Source organism: Mesorhizobium sp. NFR06 (assembly GCF_900115245.1).
Taxonomy (GTDB): domain Bacteria; phylum Pseudomonadota; class Alphaproteobacteria; order Rhizobiales; family Rhizobiaceae; genus Mesorhizobium.
Map to the genome: position 1 here is coordinate 1 of NZ_FOVT01000019.1, position 16,149 is coordinate 16,149.

Consider the following 16,149-nt stretch of genomic DNA (forward strand, 5'->3'; position numbering starts at 1 on the left):
CTAGGCCCGTCGCATCACCCGCCGGGATGTACAACGGGCCTAGCTATCCGGTTCCATTTCAGGGTTGGTGACACCATGAATCGAACCGGAGCCGCAAGTGCACCCGCCGATCGATCAGCTGTTCGAAGGAGTGATCGAAACCACGACCACCGCTGTCACACTCGACAGGCGGCGCCTGAACACGACCGGCTTTTCATAGACACGCTTCAGGGAATCCCCTTTGCTGAACGCCGGCGTGAGTGTCGTCCGAGCAGAAAAGCATGGCCATCAAAAATGTTGATCGTCGTCTGGGAATGTTTAGCCTGAGTGACCCTGCGCTCTCTCGTTGGTGACAACAGCCCTTACATAGAAAAGGCCCGACCCGCTGGCCGCGCTGCGATAGCTGCGCCAGGGCACACACGGATCGGGCCACACCCACGCGCCCGCCAACGGTAGGTGGCCGAGAAGTCTCCACCGGCTCGCCCGGCGCTTCATTATCATTGGTTAATGGGAGATCATTTAACGTCTAGGCTGTGGCAAATGTGCATCTCGGACCTAGCCGCGAGACCCGCCGTGGCCCGCTGCCGGTCACTGGCGGCGGGCCGACAACGGGCCATGCGACGACAGGCCATCGCGCACTCCGCGCGTGGGCGCGCGGAGCAATGGATGCTCGCCCGGCCCGTAGCAAACCGCCACAACATTCCTCGCGAAAATCCTGCAGCGATGCGCGCGACATGGATGATGTTCGCCGGCATCGATATCTGGGAAGCGGCCGGCCCCGTCGGCATGTCGGCCAAGACGCCCGACAAAGTGTAGGGCCATCACCACGTCGATTTCCAGAAAAACGCGGCCGAGGTCTAGGCCTATTCCGTGGTCCCTTTTTCAAGACGCTTAATCAGTCTGAAGCTAGGAATGCGCGGACCATTCCATCTCGCCATCTCGTTGTCGCAGACGACGCAGTTGAAACTGTCGCGGTCTCGAGCGGGCAATTCGATCTCGGTTCGCTCGTAGAGCGCGCCGCATGTGGGGCAGGCAACTACCGACTTAGCCATGGGTTTCTGTGCCGTACCTGTGCCAATCAGACCAAGGGCTTGGCTAAGTTATGAAAGGATGGAGGGCATGACAAGGCTACCTCGACAATGGTGCCGATCGCCGGGCCGATGCTCGACCTAGCCCAGACACTGCGGCGGCGGGCCTTGATTCTCTGCTTTCCGGTCAACCGTATTAATCAGATGCAGGACACGGTCGACGAAAGGCTTCATTGCTGGCGGCGCACATGGCGCGGCACGCGCGGCCGGCACGAAGGCCGTGGAGCGGGTGATTGACGCGCTTAGCAACGGCGGCAACGAAAAAGCGATATCGGCTATGACGGGCGGACCACAGCAAAGTGCCGTGCTCGAGGCGCGCTTGAGGGTTGGCGGCGGGTCGAAGATCCAGCCGAAGCAAGTGGAAGGGATAGCGCGAGCGCTCCTTTTGGGCTCTGCCAATCAGGTGGTACGCTAAAGTGGCGGCCAGGTAGACGAGGACGAACAACCACAGCGAGGCCTGAGCGAGCCAGCCGATGCGAAGATGGCGCTTATAGTGGTGCCAAAAACCGCCATCCTGAGAATTCCTATGGGGACGGGTTGCCGCGATCACGCCGGCAATGGTGCAGGCAAAGACGTGTACGGACGGACTTCTGCCTACGCCGTCGTCAAACCAGAAATACACGCAGAGGGCGGCCACTGGGAGCGACAGCCAAAACAGCTACGCTACAAATTGTTCGGGCCAAGCGGCAGATCGCGTTTATACAGCCGATAAGCGACCAAAAACCAGCCAAAGCTCACCACGAAGGCGAGCGCAATAGCGGGTATAAGCTGCGCGGTCACGGCGCGGAGCATGGGTCCTAATTCGGGGCAAGGAGAAGGGCTCGCCAGAACCAGCAAAGGAACATTATGCCAGTTCCCCGGTTTGTAAGGCGCCAGGTTGGCCCTGGTCATTGAGCATCTCTCTCCACCTCACCCGCTGGTTTCGGCCGGCGGGTTTTTCGTAACAAGCCGAGAGAAAGGACGACCGTCGAACCGGCGGGGTGGGGGCGGGGCGTTCGACGGCCGCCGGAGCACGGGAGGCCATTAAGTCAGCAAACTGTGTTGCGCGAGGCCCTGATCTATCTATGCCATGATTCAGGGCAGTCGAATTCGCAAATCCGGCGTTTTCAACAGGCGCTACCGTTGCAGGCGACTGACAAACGGCCACTTAAACACATTTGTAGACCGACCGGCCTTGCTCATCGGTCACGCGGACCCAGAACTTTTCCTCTCGCCGACCTTGGACTTCCTTGCCAGTTACGTTCGTGGCTGCCTCCCAGGGTGTGTCGGCATTGGCGACGTGCCGGCTCACCGCCACCTCACGAGCCATTTCCTCAACCCTGTAGGTCTTCATGCCGTGGAACTCCGTCGCACTTCAACAACAGTCGCGCGCGTTTGTTCCTGTCGTTGCCCATGCGCAGCGGAATCTTCACCGGGATAGGCCTTTGCTTAGCCATCCAATTCTAAATTCTCATGCGCCGGCTGCTCGTGCCACCGCAGGTCAGGCCGGTCCACCGCCTGGCCGCACACCGGGCACCGGTGGAAGTGATCGCGCTCGTCGTCGGGCTGCTTCCCACGCAGCCGGCCGATGATCGGCGGTCCTAGATCAGACAGTTTGGTCATGTCGCCTTATCCACCAGCGGCGCCTTCCGTTTCGGTGGCGCATAGGCGGTCAACAGCCGTACTATGCTGACGTCGACAGTCACGGGAATGCCCAGGTTCACAGTGACTTTTTCCGGCATCGTCGTCGACATAGGTGACGTTGCCGATAAGCTCCATCGGCTTGATCGAATGCGGGGAGCCGTAAGACGGGATCGAGACGCTAATGCGGCTCTCGGTGACGCGTCGGCGCACAGTCGCCACGATGGCGACCTCGTCGCCGACGTTGAGGTTGCCCTTCGCCATGGCTAACGAATCTGGGGCGAGTGCGGTTTAGTCAAGCAGTCGCTAATGGAACAATATGCGAGTGACGCAGTTTGAGATGCTGCGGCGCTCCTAGAACGGGCTAATGGGGCACCGCGCCGGGACCCATGCTACCCTGGCGAGAGCCCGTCGCAGTTGCTGGCTGGATGGGCTCTCAATTACATCCCGGGTTCCTTGCCTCTGGCGGAACATTCTCCAGACATCCGTGTTTTCGGCCGCATGCAAGGGGATGCTAATATTTCTGTCCTGGACCTCGATGCTTTGCGCGAAGCCTTCAGGGCGTCGGCGCGGGAGCATCACATAAGCGACTCCGAGTGGTCAGCCTATGCCGAACTGTTCCTGAAGCAAGCATGGTCGTGGGAGCGCCGCCAAAAGCTGGCCGGCGCAGCTCCGCGGCTAACTTTCCGCGACGCCGATTAACATTTTTGATGGCCATGCTTTTCTGCTCGGACGACACTCACGCCGGCGTTCAGCAAAGGCGCCGCCTGTCGATTGTGACAGCGGTGGTCGTGGTTTCGATCACTCCTTCGAACAGCTGATCGATCGGCGGGTGCACTTGCGGCTCCGGTTCGATTCATGGTGTCACCAACCCTGAAATGGAACCGGATAGCTAGGCCCGTTGTACATCCCGGCGGGTGATGCGACGGGCCTAGTTCTACCATTGCGCCTCTCTTGCCAACAGGCGGCGCCGGAGGAACATAATCCTTCCTGGTGCGGTGACCCATTTCACGAGGATCGCCATTGACGATGAAATTTCCCTTCGCGGAAGACACCCTTGGCCAAAAGCTCGAAGCGGGCACTGGCCTGTCGGTCTATTGCCTCACCTGCAAAAGCACGGCTGTTCTAGACCTCGCGGAGATGGTCAAGCGGTTTGGCCGGGATCAGCCCTGCATGCATTGGGATCTGATCAAAATCATCTATTGCCATGAGTGCCGCGCCGCCGGCCGCGACGATCGGAACCTGCAGTTTACCAATCATGCACTGGCGCCTGAGAAGCGGAGGCGAGATGGCTGAAAGGCGAATGGAAATAGTGGCCGGCGTATGCTAACGGGAGGCGCGCAGTATCTTCGCCTCGCGAATGAGCGACGCCCAATTCATGCCAATGAGAAGGATGAGCTCTGCCGCCTGCTGCTTGGTGACGCCGGTCTCCCGGACCAGACGCTCGACAGCGTTGGCTAAATCTGCGGCCTTATCATCACGCTCGGGCATGAGAGAAGTCCCACCTCTCCGCCCGCAAACGCCCGACTGCACTGATGGTTCCGCTGATAAATTTTTGTTATTGAAAATCGCTTCTATCGCACCCTATAAAATCGACGTTCCCGTTGCCAGGGAGGCTGCGATGGATAGCGAACCCACCACGAACCATCTTTCGGCTTTCGATCTCGACATATTGCGAGAAGCCTTTCGCAAGTCGGTCCGCGAACAGAACATTCCAACGTCTCGGTGGGTGGAACACGCCAGGCTATTCATTAAGGAGATGTCCGACGATGAACCTGGCGAAGAGCTTATTCGGATCATCATTCAGCCGTAGCGCTTCCCAGCCGTAGGGGACAAAGGCTGTCCGGGCTGCTCGACTGGCAGCCTATGTCTGCCAGCTATTGAAATGATGCCGAGCAGGCATTGTTGCGGTGGCCCGAAGCCGCAGGAAAGCGGCAGGACGCGCGGGAGCTTCGGTGTAGGCAGCGGCCACCAGCACGAGCACGACTGGGGGGCTCCCCGGCGGCGGTTCCATCAAACTCTAACGATCGGGAAAGCACACTAGAAAGCACGTGTGGTAACCCTTGATTCAACCATTGCTGGTATATAAGAGAAGGTGGCGGCTCCGACAGTGCGGCAGGGGTACTGGGTGCCGAAGCCGCCTGCGCAGTCAGGGGTAGGTAGGTAGTTGACCGCGCTGTTTCAGAATAGGACAGCGCGGTCTACGATTCATTAATCGAAATTCAATTTAGCTAAATGGGATCGGCGCCCGCTTGTCATTCGAAATACTCCGAGATAATCACGTAGCCAGCCGGAACTGGCAGCCTTACCTCGTCCATATGTTCACGGTTGATGACTTCGCGCTCCGGCTGCCAAATCACGTTCAGCACGCGACCACCGTTGTCGGCGATTTCTGATAGCTTAAGGTGGAGTATCGACGCGTCATCGGGACACGTCTCGACACCGTAGCGCAATGGCATTTCGCCGCTCCCTCTGGCCATCTAGGCAATTCCGTCGACAGCGGTTTCCTCGTCCAGCGCATGCGGCACCGGCAGGTAAGCGTTAGCAACAAGCCAATCACCGACAAGCGTTTCCATCAGGTCCGGCTTAGCCGTGCCCATCTCGGCGGCGAGGCCGGTCAGTGCCTCGTCGGTGCGCGGATCGACACTGAAACCGCCGACGTTTCTGAGCAGCAAGGCAGCGCGTCGCAGCAGCACTTGCAAATCAGCTCGGGAGGCGTGGTCTGCGGTGCTTTCCAGTTCCTGCATGAATTGATGGCGGGACATCGGCCTGTTCCTATAGGAATTTCTCACCTTCGCCGCGGTGCTCAAAATAGAACCAGTGCGGCGCCTGCTTCCGTCTGGCAAAGCCCCACCCCGCGTCCCTGCCGCAACCGTCGTGCTCGCAAACATGGTGCTGGACACCGGCGGGGCCGAGCGTAGGGCTCTTCTGCGAGTACTTCGGTTGCGTACATTTCTCGATAGAGCCTATCGCCCAGCGAATCTGTACCTCAGCTATGCGGCGCTTTACCGCCAGACCTATGGCGAGTCCGAAACCGTGGCTGAACTGATCCCCTTATGCTGTCGGAGTTCCTCGAAAGTGACCGGGCATTTGCCAAGGCGCGAAAGGAAGGTCTGCCGGGCGCCGGCGTGACTGAGAACGTAGAATGGTGTCGTCCTCCTGAGCCTTGCCCGCCGAACGCGGGATATTGGTGCGGCCGCCCCGAGCGGCGACCGAATGTGAGGTTGATCAGGCTCGGATAACCGAACCGGCATCATGAACCTGTGCTCAGACCCTGGATCCGATAACGAACGGAAGTTGCCAAATGGGACCGTGACCTACCTACTTGACTCAAAAGCTCCTCATGTGAGGCCTCTTGGATGACGGCCGTCAGCGCCTTCTCAGCCATGCGGCGCGGCTCCAGGAAGCTGGGGAAGTAGGAGCCCTTCCTGAGCTTAGGGATGCGCAGCTCAACCGTTCCGGCCCGCGTCTCCCAGTCCCTGTCGCGGTAGCCATTGCGCTGGGCGGTCCGCAGCGCGCTCTTTTCGCCATAGCCGGCGCCCGTCGCGGCACCCACCTCCAGCTCCATCAGCCGCTCGGCGGCAAAGCCCCGATCATCTCGCGCAGGAGATCGGCATCGGGGGTCTTCTCCACGAGCGCGCGCAGGTTCATCATGTCGTCGGTACCTCAATCAAAAGCAGTGTGAGCGACCTCATCACTTTGCAGACCGATGGAAGTCCGATTACCGCAACATTTCATCGTTCCTCACGACGGCCTATGGCAATGAATCAGGCGACAAACAAATTCAAGCTTCGCTAAAGTCGCGCGTGTCGAAGCTATGCCCATTCCTTGAATCCGCAATGGCTGCACAACGGCAGCTATCTGGCCAGCGGCAGCCAAGATCTGACCGTCCGGTCCCGGAGTTTCGGGCGCCGGCAGGCGTACGAAAGTCCCCGAGGAAGGAACCCGCGGGCCACAGGCGATGGCTATGGGGATTTCGGATTTCGGCAGATGTCGGCGATGGCGCGACCGCCGTCGGGGAGCTCTGGGGTGAATGCGGACAGACCGCTTCGTTGCGCCTCCGCGCGGTGTTGTCGGGACGGCGGGCGGCTGAGCGCGGCTCTGTCGGAGCCGATAATGACCATAGACGTGCGTCGATCCGTTGCCGGGGGCTGAGTGCCTGCAGCTGAAGGCTCGACCATTCCATGCCGGGTCCTGGCGTGTTGCTCCCGGTTGACGGGGAACCGTGTGGCGGTCCGCGGGCTCCATGAAGCGCTGACAGCCGCTAGGCGGAGTGCAGCCTCACCATAGTGAGCCTCATTCGCGCCAGCCGCCGCGCGGAACTGTGGAATGCGTGGCGCTCGGTTTCGAGCAGGAACACCAGCGTCATCAGATCAACCAGAAACTCGTCAATCGCTCCGGCGAGCGCCTGCGACTTCCCCTCGAACTGAGCGAGCAGCATCCGGGCCTCGGCAACGGCCTCGGAGCCGCCGGCGTCGATCAGCGCCTCGAGCTTTTTGAAGCAGTCCAATCCGCTCCTACCAATCACCGGGCCGCTTAACCAGGGCCGGGCACGAAAAGTTCCAACCGAAAAGAAGATAGCATGGTCGCATCCCGCGAACAGGACTCGCTTGCCCGCGTGCTGGCGCACCCCCCGATCGCATGAGCAAGGGCCTGGCCACGCAGCCCGTGAGGTCCATCACCAGCCAGAAGCGGTTCGAAATCTACGACCGGCAGTATTGGGACCAGGTTAAGGGCGATCATCTTCCCGCCGGCGTCGACTATGTCGTCTTCGACGGTGCTGTGAAATCCGGCCCGAAGCAGTCGGTCATCTGGCTGCAGCGCGCCCTCGGTTCGCTCTACGAGGGCCGCATCGATGGCGTCATGGGGTTGCGCACCATTGCGGCCGCTGTTCAATCCCGTAACAACGACGACGCGCTGATCGACAGGATCTGCGACCAGCGGCTCGCCTTCCTTCCCCATCTCAAGACCTGGTCGACCTCCGGCAGGGGCTGGGGCGCGCGTGTCGCGGAGGTCCGCTCGATCGGACAGGCCTGGTCGACCCGCGAGACGCCGCAGGCCGCGAACTTCATCGCGGGCGGCCAGGCCAAGGCCTTCATTGAAGACGCCCGGAGCGTGCCCGCTGCCGCTCTCGGCGATGCGGCAGCGTGCTGGCGGGCTCGGCATATCCGGCTACCTGTATGACTGCAGAGCCAGCATTCGCCCTTCTCCTACGCGAGCGAGCTGATCGGCAAAGTCGTCGTCATCCTGGCAATCGCAAGCGCGTTGCTCGCGATCGGCGGCGTCGGCTGGCGCTGGTACGCCAAGCTGAGGGCGTCTGGCGGCGGCTCTGGGAGCGTGATGGAGAACCTTCCCTCCGTCGTTGCCGTGCTCATCGATCGCGCTCTTGGCGTCGTCGGCGCCGTCAGTCTGGCCGTCATCGCGGGCTTTCTTGCCTGGTGGCTGCTACGAGCTTGCTCGTTACCTTCATTGCACGTTGCCAAACCTATATTACCAAGGCCGGCTTACGTGAATTCCGCGACGAAGTGATTGCGTGCGCGACCTGAAAAGCAGTGTATCGACGCTCCACGAACGAATGGATCGCTTCATCGAGACCGACAATCGGAAGCGAACACAACCGTGCGCTAGCTTTCGACGGTGGGCAACAGGTTCGCAAACCAATCGCAGTAACCCCGCTTCCTGAAGTGGCATTCGACCTTAGAACCAGCCTTTGGCTAAAACATTTATAGCCAGAAACTGTCCGAAAGCGTACAAAGCATGATCGTTGGCTATGACGGGCGCCGACGCTTGGGAGCGACGACCGCACTCCTGCCCCAGATGGAGCTGGGACGGTGACGCAGCAATCAGGACATCATTGCTGCTCTGGCACGTGAATCCGGAGCTTCAGAACAGCAAATCAAAGAAATTGTTTCGTTGCTCGGTTTTGATCGCGCGTCCATCAAGGGAGGCGCGCTTGGTGGCCCACAAACCCAAGGAAGCATGATCTGAGATCAACCACTAGAGCTTTGTCGGTTTCGTTCGAAACAAAATCAATGGTTGGAACTCGGCTATCTTTCAAAGCACCCTTCGCAGTGATTCAGGGCGTGGATAGTTGAGAGAATCCCTATGCTCTTGCCCCTTCGGAAATGAGAGACATGGATCATCCAATTGTCAGGAACAAGAACGGCCTTCTGCGCCGCATGAGTGACGTCGACTTCGCCTTGCTCGTGCCAAATTTGCGGCTCCGATCCCTTGATATCAGGCAACAATTGGAAACGGCTGGCCAGCCGATCGGATCAGTCTATTTCTTCGAAAGTGGCATCGCCTCAGTGGTGGCTAGAAATCATCCGGGGCTCGACACCGAGGTGGGCGTGATTGGTAGCGAAGGCATGTCGGCCACTGCTCTATTGATGGGCGCTGACTGGTCTACGCACGATTGCTATGTCCAGATGATCGGTGCGGCACTCTGCATCGATGCAGAGCCATTCCGGGCCGCACTCGATAGAAGCGAAACGCTTCGCCTGTTGCTGCTTCGCTATGTCTACTATCTTCAGAGTCAAACAAGATCCACTGCATTGAGCAATGCGCGCGGCAAGCTGGAAGATCGTATGGCGAGATGGCTTCTGATGTGCGACGACAGGAGTGTTTCGGACGTCATCAACGTAACGCATGAATTTCTCTCCGTCATGCTTGGCGTCAGGCGGCCCGGGGTCACCATCTGCCTACAGATACTAGAGGGTCGCGGCCTGATCTGGTCGAAACGCGGCGAGATAACCCTGCGCGACCGCGAAGGCCTCATCCGTCTAGCGGATGGTTATTACGGCCAGGCTGAAGCCGACTATCTGCGTCTTCTCGGCGTGTGAGATTGATTTGCCCCCCAGAAGGCGCTGAAGAGGTGCGCGGCCCTCAGTTGAGGTGTCGGGTCATTATTCCATGCAGCCAGTCGGAGAGGTTGATGTCCGGCGGCCAATCTGCCACTTCCGAAATCGCAATGCTCAAAGTCAACCAATTCGTCCCCGGCCTCAATCGAGCCTCCTCGAATAAGCCGCCTGCCTCCGCAGAAACCCCAGGAGATCCACGACGATCAGGTCAGCGGGAATTGTCATCAATTTAGCCTACCGTCGAACGGCAGTTAGGGTGGGCAGCCGCCAAGGCAAATCTCGGTTCGAATCGGTACCGGATTGATATTGAAGATGTTCAAGCGGTAGTGGGTTGTCGGCGTCACCGATCTCTGGATTGGTCGCGGGAACCGCTTTCAACTGCGCGGCCCTTAGATCGAGAGACGGGCTGCGTCGGGCGTGAACTCGGCGTCGTCAAGGTCATCCCTGGCGAATAACAGAAGATGCTGGCGCCGGCCGTCGTCATCCAGCCCGCGGGCTAGTTAATCAAGAAATTGGATACGGCCCGTCAGCTGCGGCTGGCGGGCTCTTTCCATTGGCTTGCTGCGGTCCGCCGGTTTAGATCCTGGCAAGCACATGGTTTCTGAGGAATAAGGCGCCGGCGTGCTCCGTCACCCATATGCCCATTGCCAGTTTGCGCACCAGGGCTACTCCAGATCTGCCCGTCAGCTTCGGCTGGCGGCTTCGTCAAGTAATATGATCGCCTTTTGGCGACCGGGCGCAGCGCGGAACCTTAACCATAGAAAAGCATTGCCTTTCCTATGTTCAGTGACCGTGAAACTATGATCGTCGAAGTCTGCCTGCTGGTGGCCGTTCAAGTGTCGATCTGCTTTGTCGTGCTCTCCATGATCTTCTCCCAATGAGCAGGCAAATTGGCGGACTGACTGGGGCTCGCTATATCGCCAGCATGGACAACGGCTGGATGCTGCAGGGACTGATCGACGGGCGCATGACGATCAGCACCGGTTGCCTTGACTGTGGTCGTAGCCGTGAGCTCGACCTGGCAGCGCTCCGCGATCGCTATGCCCAGACGCTCCCGCGATGGAATGGGATCTTCGTCCAAAGCTGAAATGCGCCATCTGTGGCGGCAAGCGCGTTACGCACATCTAATGGCGCCAGACATCGCCCCGCAAAACCTCGCCTGAGATGCGGAAAGGATTTGACAGCCCGGCGCGATGACTTGGTACGAAACCGCACACTCAAATCCTTTGGGCTCCTCTTTGAAATGAGGTAAACAGTTCCTTTCGAAGGCCACGAGGATGGTAGCTGAATCCCAATTGAATGCCGCGAAGGCGGCTGTCGATAAGACGTTGATGCTGCGACACATATCCTTGGCTCACGACAGCCAATTCCAACGCGACATAGAACATTCACGGCAGGCAATCGCCGCATCCAGGGAGCTTCTACAACGCCGCCAGCGACAAAATGATGCCCGAGCATTAGCAAACTCAAACCGGGCTGCCGTCACCGTCTCCGCCTTCGATGCCGACATTATCCGAGAAGCGCTCCGGAAGTTAGTAGCAGAGACCAACGCGCCAGAATGTCATTGGCGCGATCTGGCCAGGAACCTGATTTCTGAATTTGTCGATTGCGAAGCCATCCAGCCTGGATTGGTGAATTGGATCATCCGCAAATAGAAACGCTGCGGCTACCCGCCGCCACAGGACGGCCGACGCATACTGCGCGAGGTTACATGAAAGCGTCGGCCGCTGCCATTGGGCGGGGGGCGTCAGGCAGGTTAGGCGGTTTGCGGGCGCCTAAAATCACGATGCCCTGATATGGTGAACAGCTGGTTACTATTCTCAGGCTCACTTGAATGCGTACTTGAACACCGCCCGGTTGTTCTCGTCGGCAACCCGGACCCATGAACGTTCATCGCGGCGCGCCTGGACGTCCCTACCGGTCACCTTTCTGACCGCCTCCAACGGCGTCTCAGCCTTCACGGCGCGGTGAGAGACCACCATGTCCCCCGCCATCTCTTCCACCCTGTAGGTTTTCATGCGGTCTGCCCTCAGTTTGAGAACAGAACGAACTTTGGCTGCTGGAACTTGTTCCGTCGAGAGGGCATCGTGCTTTACGAGCTTGACGACGAGCCGCTGGCCGAGCCGAGCTCTTTCGCCGAAAGACGCCTACGAGACGGCTAGAAACACTCTCAGCAACAGGCTACTTGGCACGAAGCGGTGGCTCGAGACTTTCCTATTTCAGCTTTCAAAATCTGCGGCCGATAGCGAATGGCGGAAAGACGCAGCTTTCACCCTCCACCAAGCCATCGAGCAAGCCTACGCGACCCTGTTGCTCGTCCTAACCAACTACAGCCCGCCCTCACACAAGCTGACTTTCTTGCGAGCTTTGGCTGAAGAACAGGACCGGCAGCTCGCTGAAGCTTGGCCGCGCGACCAGCAACGGTATCGAGCCTGGTTCAACACGCTGAACGAAGCCTACGTCAAAGCCCGCTACTCCAAGCACTATGCCATCAGCGAGGAAGCCCTGGAATGGCTCGGCGAGCGCACTGCCGAACTGAACAGGCTTGTTGAGAAGATCTGCCAAACTCATCTTGCACGGTTGAAGCAAACAGACCACTGACGCATGTTTCAAAGGTCGTTCAGCGCCTCGCTTTGGAAGATATGTGGTCCACGGACCTAAGGTCGGCGGCCCTATGCTCTGGCTAGAACTAACTTTGAGAGGGGCAGCTTTGCGCCGGCATGTCGGCTGTTCAACGAATTTTCAACCATCCTAAAAGCTGACGTTGAACCTGTAAGGAGTTCGGTCGGTCGTTGATCCAACAGGCCGGCGATTTCATTCTGCACCGAACACGAACGCAACCTTTCGGATTTGGACGAGATACATAGTAATCACCGCCATGCTGCGATCTCAGGGGCTACTTCCGAGGAGAGTGACCTACGACTAGTTCGATGAGGCAAAAGGAAACGGGCGACGCTCGCCCGTTTTTGTCACGGTTAGCGACGTCAGCTCCAATATATCGTCCTTCATGTGCTTGGACCTTTTCCGTCGCTGCCTTTTCAGCTTCCTGAGGCGTCTCTTACTCCCTCGCATGAGTTAAGATGCGGAATACCGGCCAATGCGCTATCGCTTCGCGCAATTTGCTGAAAACCTTGCCTTCCGTGTAGATGGCAGACCGGACTTGAACCGCAGCCCATCCGGCTCTCATCGTCCCGCCGACATGACAATGGCAAACGATAGCGTGCAACTGCCAATCCGTTAGCTCGAAGAAACGCTTGGCTTCGCCATACGTATCGTTCTTCAATCCTTGCGCGCACAACATTGAATCGGCGAAGGCGATGCTGAGCGCAGAGCCCAGGGAATGGGCTTTGTCGCGCACGTCCAAGGTCATATATTCCGTCCCGGGGAAGGCGGCGAGACACCGCTCGGGATCTCGTTCGAGTAGCATGGCCCAATGTTCCAAACGCTGACGCCGCGTCATGGTCGGAAAGGATGCTTCGACTTCCGCGACCTCATGCAGTTCTTCAAGTGTCTGATGTTTCATGGCCGTCTCCTGTTGGCGAGGCGCTTGCCTGCAGATTGCACAGGCCGGAATGGGCCTCAGTCGTCCCTATGCAGGCGAACCTGCAATCGGTCGGGAAGTTCCATTGCCGAGAAAATTTGACAGCCTGCCTTGATTTCCGCTGTCTCGGTGGGATCGTGTCTCGGAAGCGGTGTAGCTGACGGCGTTGGTCGCCGTGCTCTCCGGCCGCTCGGCGGCAAAGCCGATCATCTCGCGCAGGAGATCGGCATCGGCGGTCTTCTCCACGAGCGCGCGCAGGTTCATCATGTCGTCGGTCATCGGTGCTTCCTTCGAATCAGGTTGGTGTCAGCAACCCGACCCTAACGGAAGAACATCGATGACCACCGCTGCGCCCCTCGCTCGCTACGGCGCTATCGAGGGCGCGCTCGCGAGCGGCTTCGCCACCGCCGAGCTACACCACCTCGCGGGACACGACCCTCGGTGGCCTGGAATGAGCTACTGCGATGCTTGGACTAGTCGTTGGAGCAAAGGGTAATCCTTCAGATCTTTGTAAGGCGTGAGATCTAAATCGCCTGGTACGCAGCGAAGTTGTTCCTCATCGATCGCTTTTTCATGGCCCTTGATCACGCTTTGATAGTGTCGCCAAGTCAGGCCTGCCCCTCTGACCGCGTCTCTTTCGACGCGGGAGGCGATTTGATGGGCGTGCAGATAATGAAGTCGCAACTCGTCCAAAAGAGTCTTTTCAACAATTTCGTGGCACACCAGAAACGGTTCGAGCCGCACGTTCTTGCCTCTCCACCTCATGGTGCGCGGCAGATGTCGGTCGATATAAATCGTCGTTGCATCCCCGCTGTACCCAGCAATGTAGGGAATGTCGAATTCGTGGCTAACCCTAACTCGTCGATGAAGCGCGGAAACCACATCAGACAGGACGAGGTCGCTGATATCTTCAGAGCTATGACGGACCTCGTCAACTAATTTCAAACCCGGCTCCTGCCTAGTCAGTCGAAGCGCCGGCCACACAGGCGAGCGCTTCGCGATGATTTTTTACTTGTTGACGATGATGCGCTGCTTGTCCCGGTTTTGGGCGTAGGTGGCCTTGTCGTAGGAAGTTTGCGCCTTCAACTGATCCTTGGTGAAGTTCGTATAGAGGTAACGGTTGCCGTTCTTGTCGGTCATGAACTTGAGGTTCTCCATACCGACGGCGACCTTCTTTTCGCCAATGCCCAGAAAGCCGCCTACATCAACGATTATCGAGTCGACCTTCTTGTCACCGGTCAGGATTACGTCGCCAATCTCGCCGACCTTCGCATCATCAGCGCCATAGACTTTGGTTCCGATCAGATTAGCCGCACTGATTTTGTCTGAGGGCATTTCGGTCAAGGTCGACTTGTCGATCGAGGCCGTCAAAGTTGTGTCGGTTTTGCTCGTAGCCGCTTGGCTGCCGGTGCTAGTCGGCTGGGCCGTGGAGGCGGCCGCGGTGTCGTAAGCCTTAGTATCGAAATTGGGCTGAGCTTTAAGCTCATCCTTGGTCGTCTTTGCGACTAACCAGCGATCACCCTTCTTGTTGATCCATTCAAGCTTGTTGAAATCGTATGCGATATTCTTTTCGCCCACGCCTAGGAAACCGCCGACGCCAATTACGACGAGTTGAGCTTTCCCATCCTTGTCCAGGACGATGTCATTAACATCGCCGATTTTCGTCGCGTCATCGGCGGAGCTGTCATAGACCGCGGCTCCCATGATCTTGGAGACAAGTTTGCCATCAGTGACCGGAGCAACAACCTCCGTCTGGGTAGCGAGCTTGCCGGTGTTTGCGGCGTGTGCACCACCGATGCAGAGCGCCGTCGACATGAGAGCAGCCGTCGCCACCGTAGCCAGGATTTTGCGGACCATTGTGAAATTCCTCCTGTTGCCTAGTTGATTGACCGTCGGTATCTGCCAACGTCATTCGACCAACGAAAACAACGGACCTACGTTCCGGGAGTGGGTCCATGGTCGCAACTGGCGCAAGACCAAAGGCTCACGTAGAACCTGATGCTAGATTGGCGATAGCTTCGGGCGGCATTTCTAGGGAGGGAGCCATCCCATGGCCCGGCCGGCGGCATAACGTCCTAGAGGGTTTTCATGCAGTGCCCGTTCCGCAAGATGGCGGTCGTGTCCCGCGAGGTGGTGTAGCTCGGCGGTGGCGAAGCCGCTCGCGAGCGCGCCCTCGATAGCGCCGTAGCGAGCGAGGAGCGCAGCGGTGGTCATCGATGTTCTTCCGTTAGGGTCGGGTTGCTGACACCAACCTGATTCGAAGGAAGCACCGATGACCGACGACATGATGAACCTGCGCGCGCTGGGAGGCCGACCATGAACATTTTAATGGATGCCGGGGCGCCACGCCCGAGGAAAGCAGCGCCGGATCGAAGCAGCATCGGCAGTACTAAAGCAGTCTGGAATAGCGGGCGAAGATGCAGCCGAAGGCGCTTCCGCAGTGGAGCGCTGGGACGACATGGGCTTCCCGCCCGATGAGGAACCGTCGGAAGAGGAATACGTTGCCGCGGAAGCGTGGTGGGCGGGCCGGCAAGGCTGCGGTGGACGCCTTATTCCGGCCGACGCCTACTATGAATGGACCAAGAGCCCGGCCGATGGCGATAAGGACCCGTGGCACATCTTCAGCCAAGTCACGCACCATTTTCGTTCAGGCTTGTGGGCCTACAACTCCAATCTCGACGCAACGAGCTGCACCATCATCACCGAACCGTCGGCGGCGCCGGTCAACCAGATCCACGATCGGCAACCGCTCATGCTCGACCCAGCCTATCACGACACCTGGCTTGGTCCAAAGACGCCAGCCAGAGATCTGAAGGACATCCTCAGCCACGACATCGACCGGCATTTGCAGTTCTATCGCGTTTGGCGCGAGGTGAGCGCCGCGGCTATCAACAAACAGCTCAACGACCATGCTAGCCTGGTCGAACCGAGCCCCTAAACCGGGATACGCCACCGGGATACGCCACGCCGCCCGGCGTCCAGCATCAGTTTGCGAGCGCACACTTCCAGCGCGATCCGTGGCGCCTAAGAAGCCCGCCGCCGGGAGGATATAGCGACGGGC

The 16,149-nt window shown here is 58.8% G+C and carries 21 protein-coding genes and 2 pseudogenes; 9 read left to right on the plus strand and 14 right to left on the minus strand.

Annotation, left to right across the window (positions count from 1 at the left end; translation table 11 throughout):
* The first annotated feature begins 594 nt into the window (after positions 1-594).
* Both F3H96_RS30690 and F3H96_RS25530 read left to right on the plus strand, forming a co-directional pair.
* Positions 595-795 (plus strand): hypothetical protein, encoded by a 201-nt coding sequence (locus F3H96_RS30690; RefSeq protein ID WP_188131527.1) that lies wholly within the window; start codon positions 595-597, stop codon positions 793-795.
* 323 nt (positions 796-1,118) lie between these two features.
* Positions 1,119-1,304, plus strand: a complete 186-nt coding sequence (locus tag F3H96_RS25530) for a hypothetical protein (protein ID WP_149804454.1) — start codon at positions 1,119-1,121, stop codon at positions 1,302-1,304.
* 426 nt (positions 1,305-1,730) lie between these two features.
* On the opposite strand, the gene F3H96_RS25535 is transcribed toward F3H96_RS25530, so the two are convergent.
* The 4 genes from F3H96_RS25535 to F3H96_RS25545 all read right to left on the minus strand — a co-directional run bounded on the left by F3H96_RS25535 (position 1,731) and on the right by F3H96_RS25545 (position 2,951).
* Positions 1,731-1,958 carry a hypothetical protein gene (locus tag F3H96_RS25535; protein WP_149804455.1) on the minus strand — a complete coding sequence of 76 codons (228 nt, stop codon included), beginning with the start codon at positions 1,956-1,958 and terminating at the stop codon, positions 1,731-1,733.
* 256 nt (positions 1,959-2,214) lie between these two features.
* A complete protein-coding gene (locus F3H96_RS25540; protein ID WP_149804456.1) occupies positions 2,215-2,400 on the minus strand; it encodes a hypothetical protein in 186 nt (61 codons plus the stop codon).
* 95 nt (positions 2,401-2,495) lie between these two features.
* Complete coding sequence (locus F3H96_RS30695; RefSeq protein WP_188131528.1) at positions 2,496-2,669, minus strand: hypothetical protein; 174 nt, start codon at positions 2,667-2,669, stop codon at positions 2,496-2,498.
* Positions 2,670-2,675: 6 nt separating this feature from the next.
* Complete coding sequence (locus F3H96_RS25545; protein WP_348530088.1) at positions 2,676-2,951, minus strand: hypothetical protein; 276 nt, start codon at positions 2,949-2,951, stop codon at positions 2,676-2,678.
* Between the two features lie 765 nt (positions 2,952-3,716).
* Between F3H96_RS25545 and F3H96_RS25550 the strand changes: the two genes are divergently transcribed.
* A complete protein-coding gene (locus F3H96_RS25550) occupies positions 3,717-3,983 on the plus strand; it encodes a hypothetical protein (protein ID WP_188131529.1) in 267 nt (88 codons plus the stop codon).
* Between the two features lie 30 nt (positions 3,984-4,013).
* Here F3H96_RS25550 and F3H96_RS25555 read toward each other — a convergent pair whose 3' ends face one another.
* Positions 4,014-4,178 (minus strand): terpene synthase/cyclase family protein, encoded by a 165-nt coding sequence (locus tag F3H96_RS25555; RefSeq protein ID WP_149804458.1) that lies wholly within the window; start codon positions 4,176-4,178, stop codon positions 4,014-4,016.
* 130 nt (positions 4,179-4,308) lie between these two features.
* On the opposite strand from F3H96_RS25555, the gene F3H96_RS25560 reads away from it, so the two are divergent.
* Positions 4,309-4,500, plus strand: coding sequence for a hypothetical protein (locus F3H96_RS25560; protein WP_149804459.1), 192 nt, complete (start codon positions 4,309-4,311; stop codon positions 4,498-4,500).
* A gap of 442 nt (positions 4,501-4,942) precedes the next feature.
* Here F3H96_RS25560 and F3H96_RS25565 read toward each other — a convergent pair whose 3' ends face one another.
* From F3H96_RS25565 to F3H96_RS25590, 4 genes and pseudogenes are all read right to left on the minus strand, one after another.
* Entirely contained in the window at positions 4,943-5,146 is a 204-nt protein-coding gene (locus F3H96_RS25565) for a hypothetical protein (RefSeq protein ID WP_149804460.1), read from the minus strand.
* Between the two features lie 21 nt (positions 5,147-5,167).
* Positions 5,168-5,452: a hypothetical protein gene (locus F3H96_RS25570; protein WP_149804461.1), complete on the minus strand. Its 285-nt coding sequence runs from the start codon at positions 5,450-5,452 to the stop codon at positions 5,168-5,170.
* A 584-nt stretch (positions 5,453-6,036) separates the two neighbouring features.
* Positions 6,037-6,341: pseudogene (locus F3H96_RS25580) on the minus strand (transposase); the annotation flags it as partial.
* Between the two features lie 610 nt (positions 6,342-6,951).
* A complete protein-coding gene (locus F3H96_RS25590) occupies positions 6,952-7,317 on the minus strand; it encodes a hypothetical protein (RefSeq protein ID WP_244620147.1) in 366 nt (121 codons plus the stop codon).
* Positions 7,318-7,328: 11 nt separating this feature from the next.
* On the opposite strand from F3H96_RS25590, the gene F3H96_RS31300 reads away from it, so the two are divergent.
* The 3 genes from F3H96_RS31300 (at position 7,329) to F3H96_RS25605 (ending at position 11,202) form a co-directional block, all read left to right on the plus strand.
* The gene (locus F3H96_RS31300) at positions 7,329-7,871 is read left to right on the plus strand and encodes a glycosyl hydrolase 108 family protein (protein ID WP_149804463.1); all 543 of its coding nucleotides are present in this window, start codon (positions 7,329-7,331) and stop codon (positions 7,869-7,871) included.
* A gap of 950 nt (positions 7,872-8,821) precedes the next feature.
* Positions 8,822-9,529, plus strand: a complete 708-nt coding sequence (locus tag F3H96_RS25600; RefSeq protein ID WP_149804464.1) for a Crp/Fnr family transcriptional regulator — start codon at positions 8,822-8,824, stop codon at positions 9,527-9,529.
* A 1,295-nt stretch (positions 9,530-10,824) separates the two neighbouring features.
* Positions 10,825-11,202: a hypothetical protein gene (locus F3H96_RS25605; protein WP_149804465.1), complete on the plus strand. Its 378-nt coding sequence runs from the start codon at positions 10,825-10,827 to the stop codon at positions 11,200-11,202.
* A 171-nt stretch (positions 11,203-11,373) separates the two neighbouring features.
* Here the strand turns inward: F3H96_RS25605 and F3H96_RS31305 are convergent, their stop codons facing one another.
* Positions 11,374-11,565 (minus strand): hypothetical protein, encoded by a 192-nt coding sequence (locus tag F3H96_RS31305; protein WP_244620148.1) that lies wholly within the window; start codon positions 11,563-11,565, stop codon positions 11,374-11,376.
* A 54-nt stretch (positions 11,566-11,619) separates the two neighbouring features.
* Between F3H96_RS31305 and F3H96_RS25610 the strand changes: the two are divergent.
* A pseudogene (locus F3H96_RS25610) lies at positions 11,620-12,148 on the plus strand (HEPN domain-containing protein); the annotation flags it as partial.
* Between the two features lie 457 nt (positions 12,149-12,605).
* On the opposite strand, the gene F3H96_RS25615 reads toward F3H96_RS25610, so the two are convergent.
* The 4 genes from F3H96_RS25615 to F3H96_RS25630 form a co-directional block, all read right to left on the minus strand.
* The gene (locus F3H96_RS25615) at positions 12,606-13,070 is read right to left on the minus strand and encodes a hypothetical protein (RefSeq protein WP_149804466.1); all 465 of its coding nucleotides are present in this window, start codon (positions 13,068-13,070) and stop codon (positions 12,606-12,608) included.
* Positions 13,071-13,136: 66 nt separating this feature from the next.
* Positions 13,137-13,367, minus strand: coding sequence for a hypothetical protein (locus F3H96_RS25620; RefSeq protein WP_149804467.1), 231 nt, complete (start codon positions 13,365-13,367; stop codon positions 13,137-13,139).
* A 177-nt stretch (positions 13,368-13,544) separates the two neighbouring features.
* The gene (locus F3H96_RS25625; RefSeq protein WP_188131530.1) at positions 13,545-14,033 is read right to left on the minus strand and encodes a hypothetical protein; all 489 of its coding nucleotides are present in this window, start codon (positions 14,031-14,033) and stop codon (positions 13,545-13,547) included.
* Positions 14,034-14,096: 63 nt separating this feature from the next.
* Entirely contained in the window at positions 14,097-14,945 is an 849-nt protein-coding gene (locus tag F3H96_RS25630; protein ID WP_149804468.1) for a PRC-barrel domain-containing protein, read from the minus strand.
* A 475-nt stretch (positions 14,946-15,420) separates the two neighbouring features.
* On the opposite strand from F3H96_RS25630, the gene F3H96_RS25640 reads away from it, so the two are divergent.
* Entirely contained in the window at positions 15,421-16,026 is a 606-nt protein-coding gene (locus F3H96_RS25640; protein WP_149804470.1) for an SOS response-associated peptidase family protein, read from the plus strand.
* Positions 16,027-16,149: the final 123 nt, after the last annotated feature.

Coding starts and splice junctions, on each gene's coding strand:
- F3H96_RS30690 (WP_188131527.1), top strand. CDS start 595: ATGCGACGACAGGCCATCGCGCACTCCGCGCGTGGGCGCGCGGAGCAA.
- F3H96_RS25530 (WP_149804454.1), top strand. CDS start 1,119: ATGGTGCCGATCGCCGGGCCGATGCTCGACCTAGCCCAGACACTGCGG.
- F3H96_RS25535 (WP_149804455.1), bottom strand. CDS start 1,958: ATGACCAGGGCCAACCTGGCGCCTTACAAACCGGGGAACTGGCATAAT.
- F3H96_RS25540 (WP_149804456.1), bottom strand. CDS start 2,400: ATGAAGACCTACAGGGTTGAGGAAATGGCTCGTGAGGTGGCGGTGAGC.
- F3H96_RS30695 (WP_188131528.1), bottom strand. CDS start 2,669: ATGACCAAACTGTCTGATCTAGGACCGCCGATCATCGGCCGGCTGCGT.
- F3H96_RS25545 (WP_348530088.1), bottom strand. CDS start 2,951: ATGGCGAAGGGCAACCTCAACGTCGGCGACGAGGTCGCCATCGTGGCG.
- F3H96_RS25550 (WP_188131529.1), top strand. CDS start 3,717: ATGAAATTTCCCTTCGCGGAAGACACCCTTGGCCAAAAGCTCGAAGCG.
- F3H96_RS25555 (WP_149804458.1), bottom strand. CDS start 4,178: ATGCCCGAGCGTGATGATAAGGCCGCAGATTTAGCCAACGCTGTCGAG.
- F3H96_RS25560 (WP_149804459.1), top strand. CDS start 4,309: ATGGATAGCGAACCCACCACGAACCATCTTTCGGCTTTCGATCTCGAC.
- F3H96_RS25565 (WP_149804460.1), bottom strand. CDS start 5,146: ATGCCATTGCGCTACGGTGTCGAGACGTGTCCCGATGACGCGTCGATA.
- F3H96_RS25570 (WP_149804461.1), bottom strand. CDS start 5,452: ATGTCCCGCCATCAATTCATGCAGGAACTGGAAAGCACCGCAGACCAC.
- F3H96_RS31300 (WP_149804463.1), top strand. CDS start 7,329: ATGAGCAAGGGCCTGGCCACGCAGCCCGTGAGGTCCATCACCAGCCAG.
- F3H96_RS25600 (WP_149804464.1), top strand. CDS start 8,822: ATGGATCATCCAATTGTCAGGAACAAGAACGGCCTTCTGCGCCGCATG.
- F3H96_RS25605 (WP_149804465.1), top strand. CDS start 10,825: ATGGTAGCTGAATCCCAATTGAATGCCGCGAAGGCGGCTGTCGATAAG.
- F3H96_RS31305 (WP_244620148.1), bottom strand. CDS start 11,565: ATGAAAACCTACAGGGTGGAAGAGATGGCGGGGGACATGGTGGTCTCT.
- F3H96_RS25615 (WP_149804466.1), bottom strand. CDS start 13,070: ATGAAACATCAGACACTTGAAGAACTGCATGAGGTCGCGGAAGTCGAA.
- F3H96_RS25620 (WP_149804467.1), bottom strand. CDS start 13,367: ATGACCGACGACATGATGAACCTGCGCGCGCTCGTGGAGAAGACCGCC.
- F3H96_RS25630 (WP_149804468.1), bottom strand. CDS start 14,945: ATGGTCCGCAAAATCCTGGCTACGGTGGCGACGGCTGCTCTCATGTCG.
- F3H96_RS25640 (WP_149804470.1), top strand. CDS start 15,421: ATGCCGGGGCGCCACGCCCGAGGAAAGCAGCGCCGGATCGAAGCAGCA.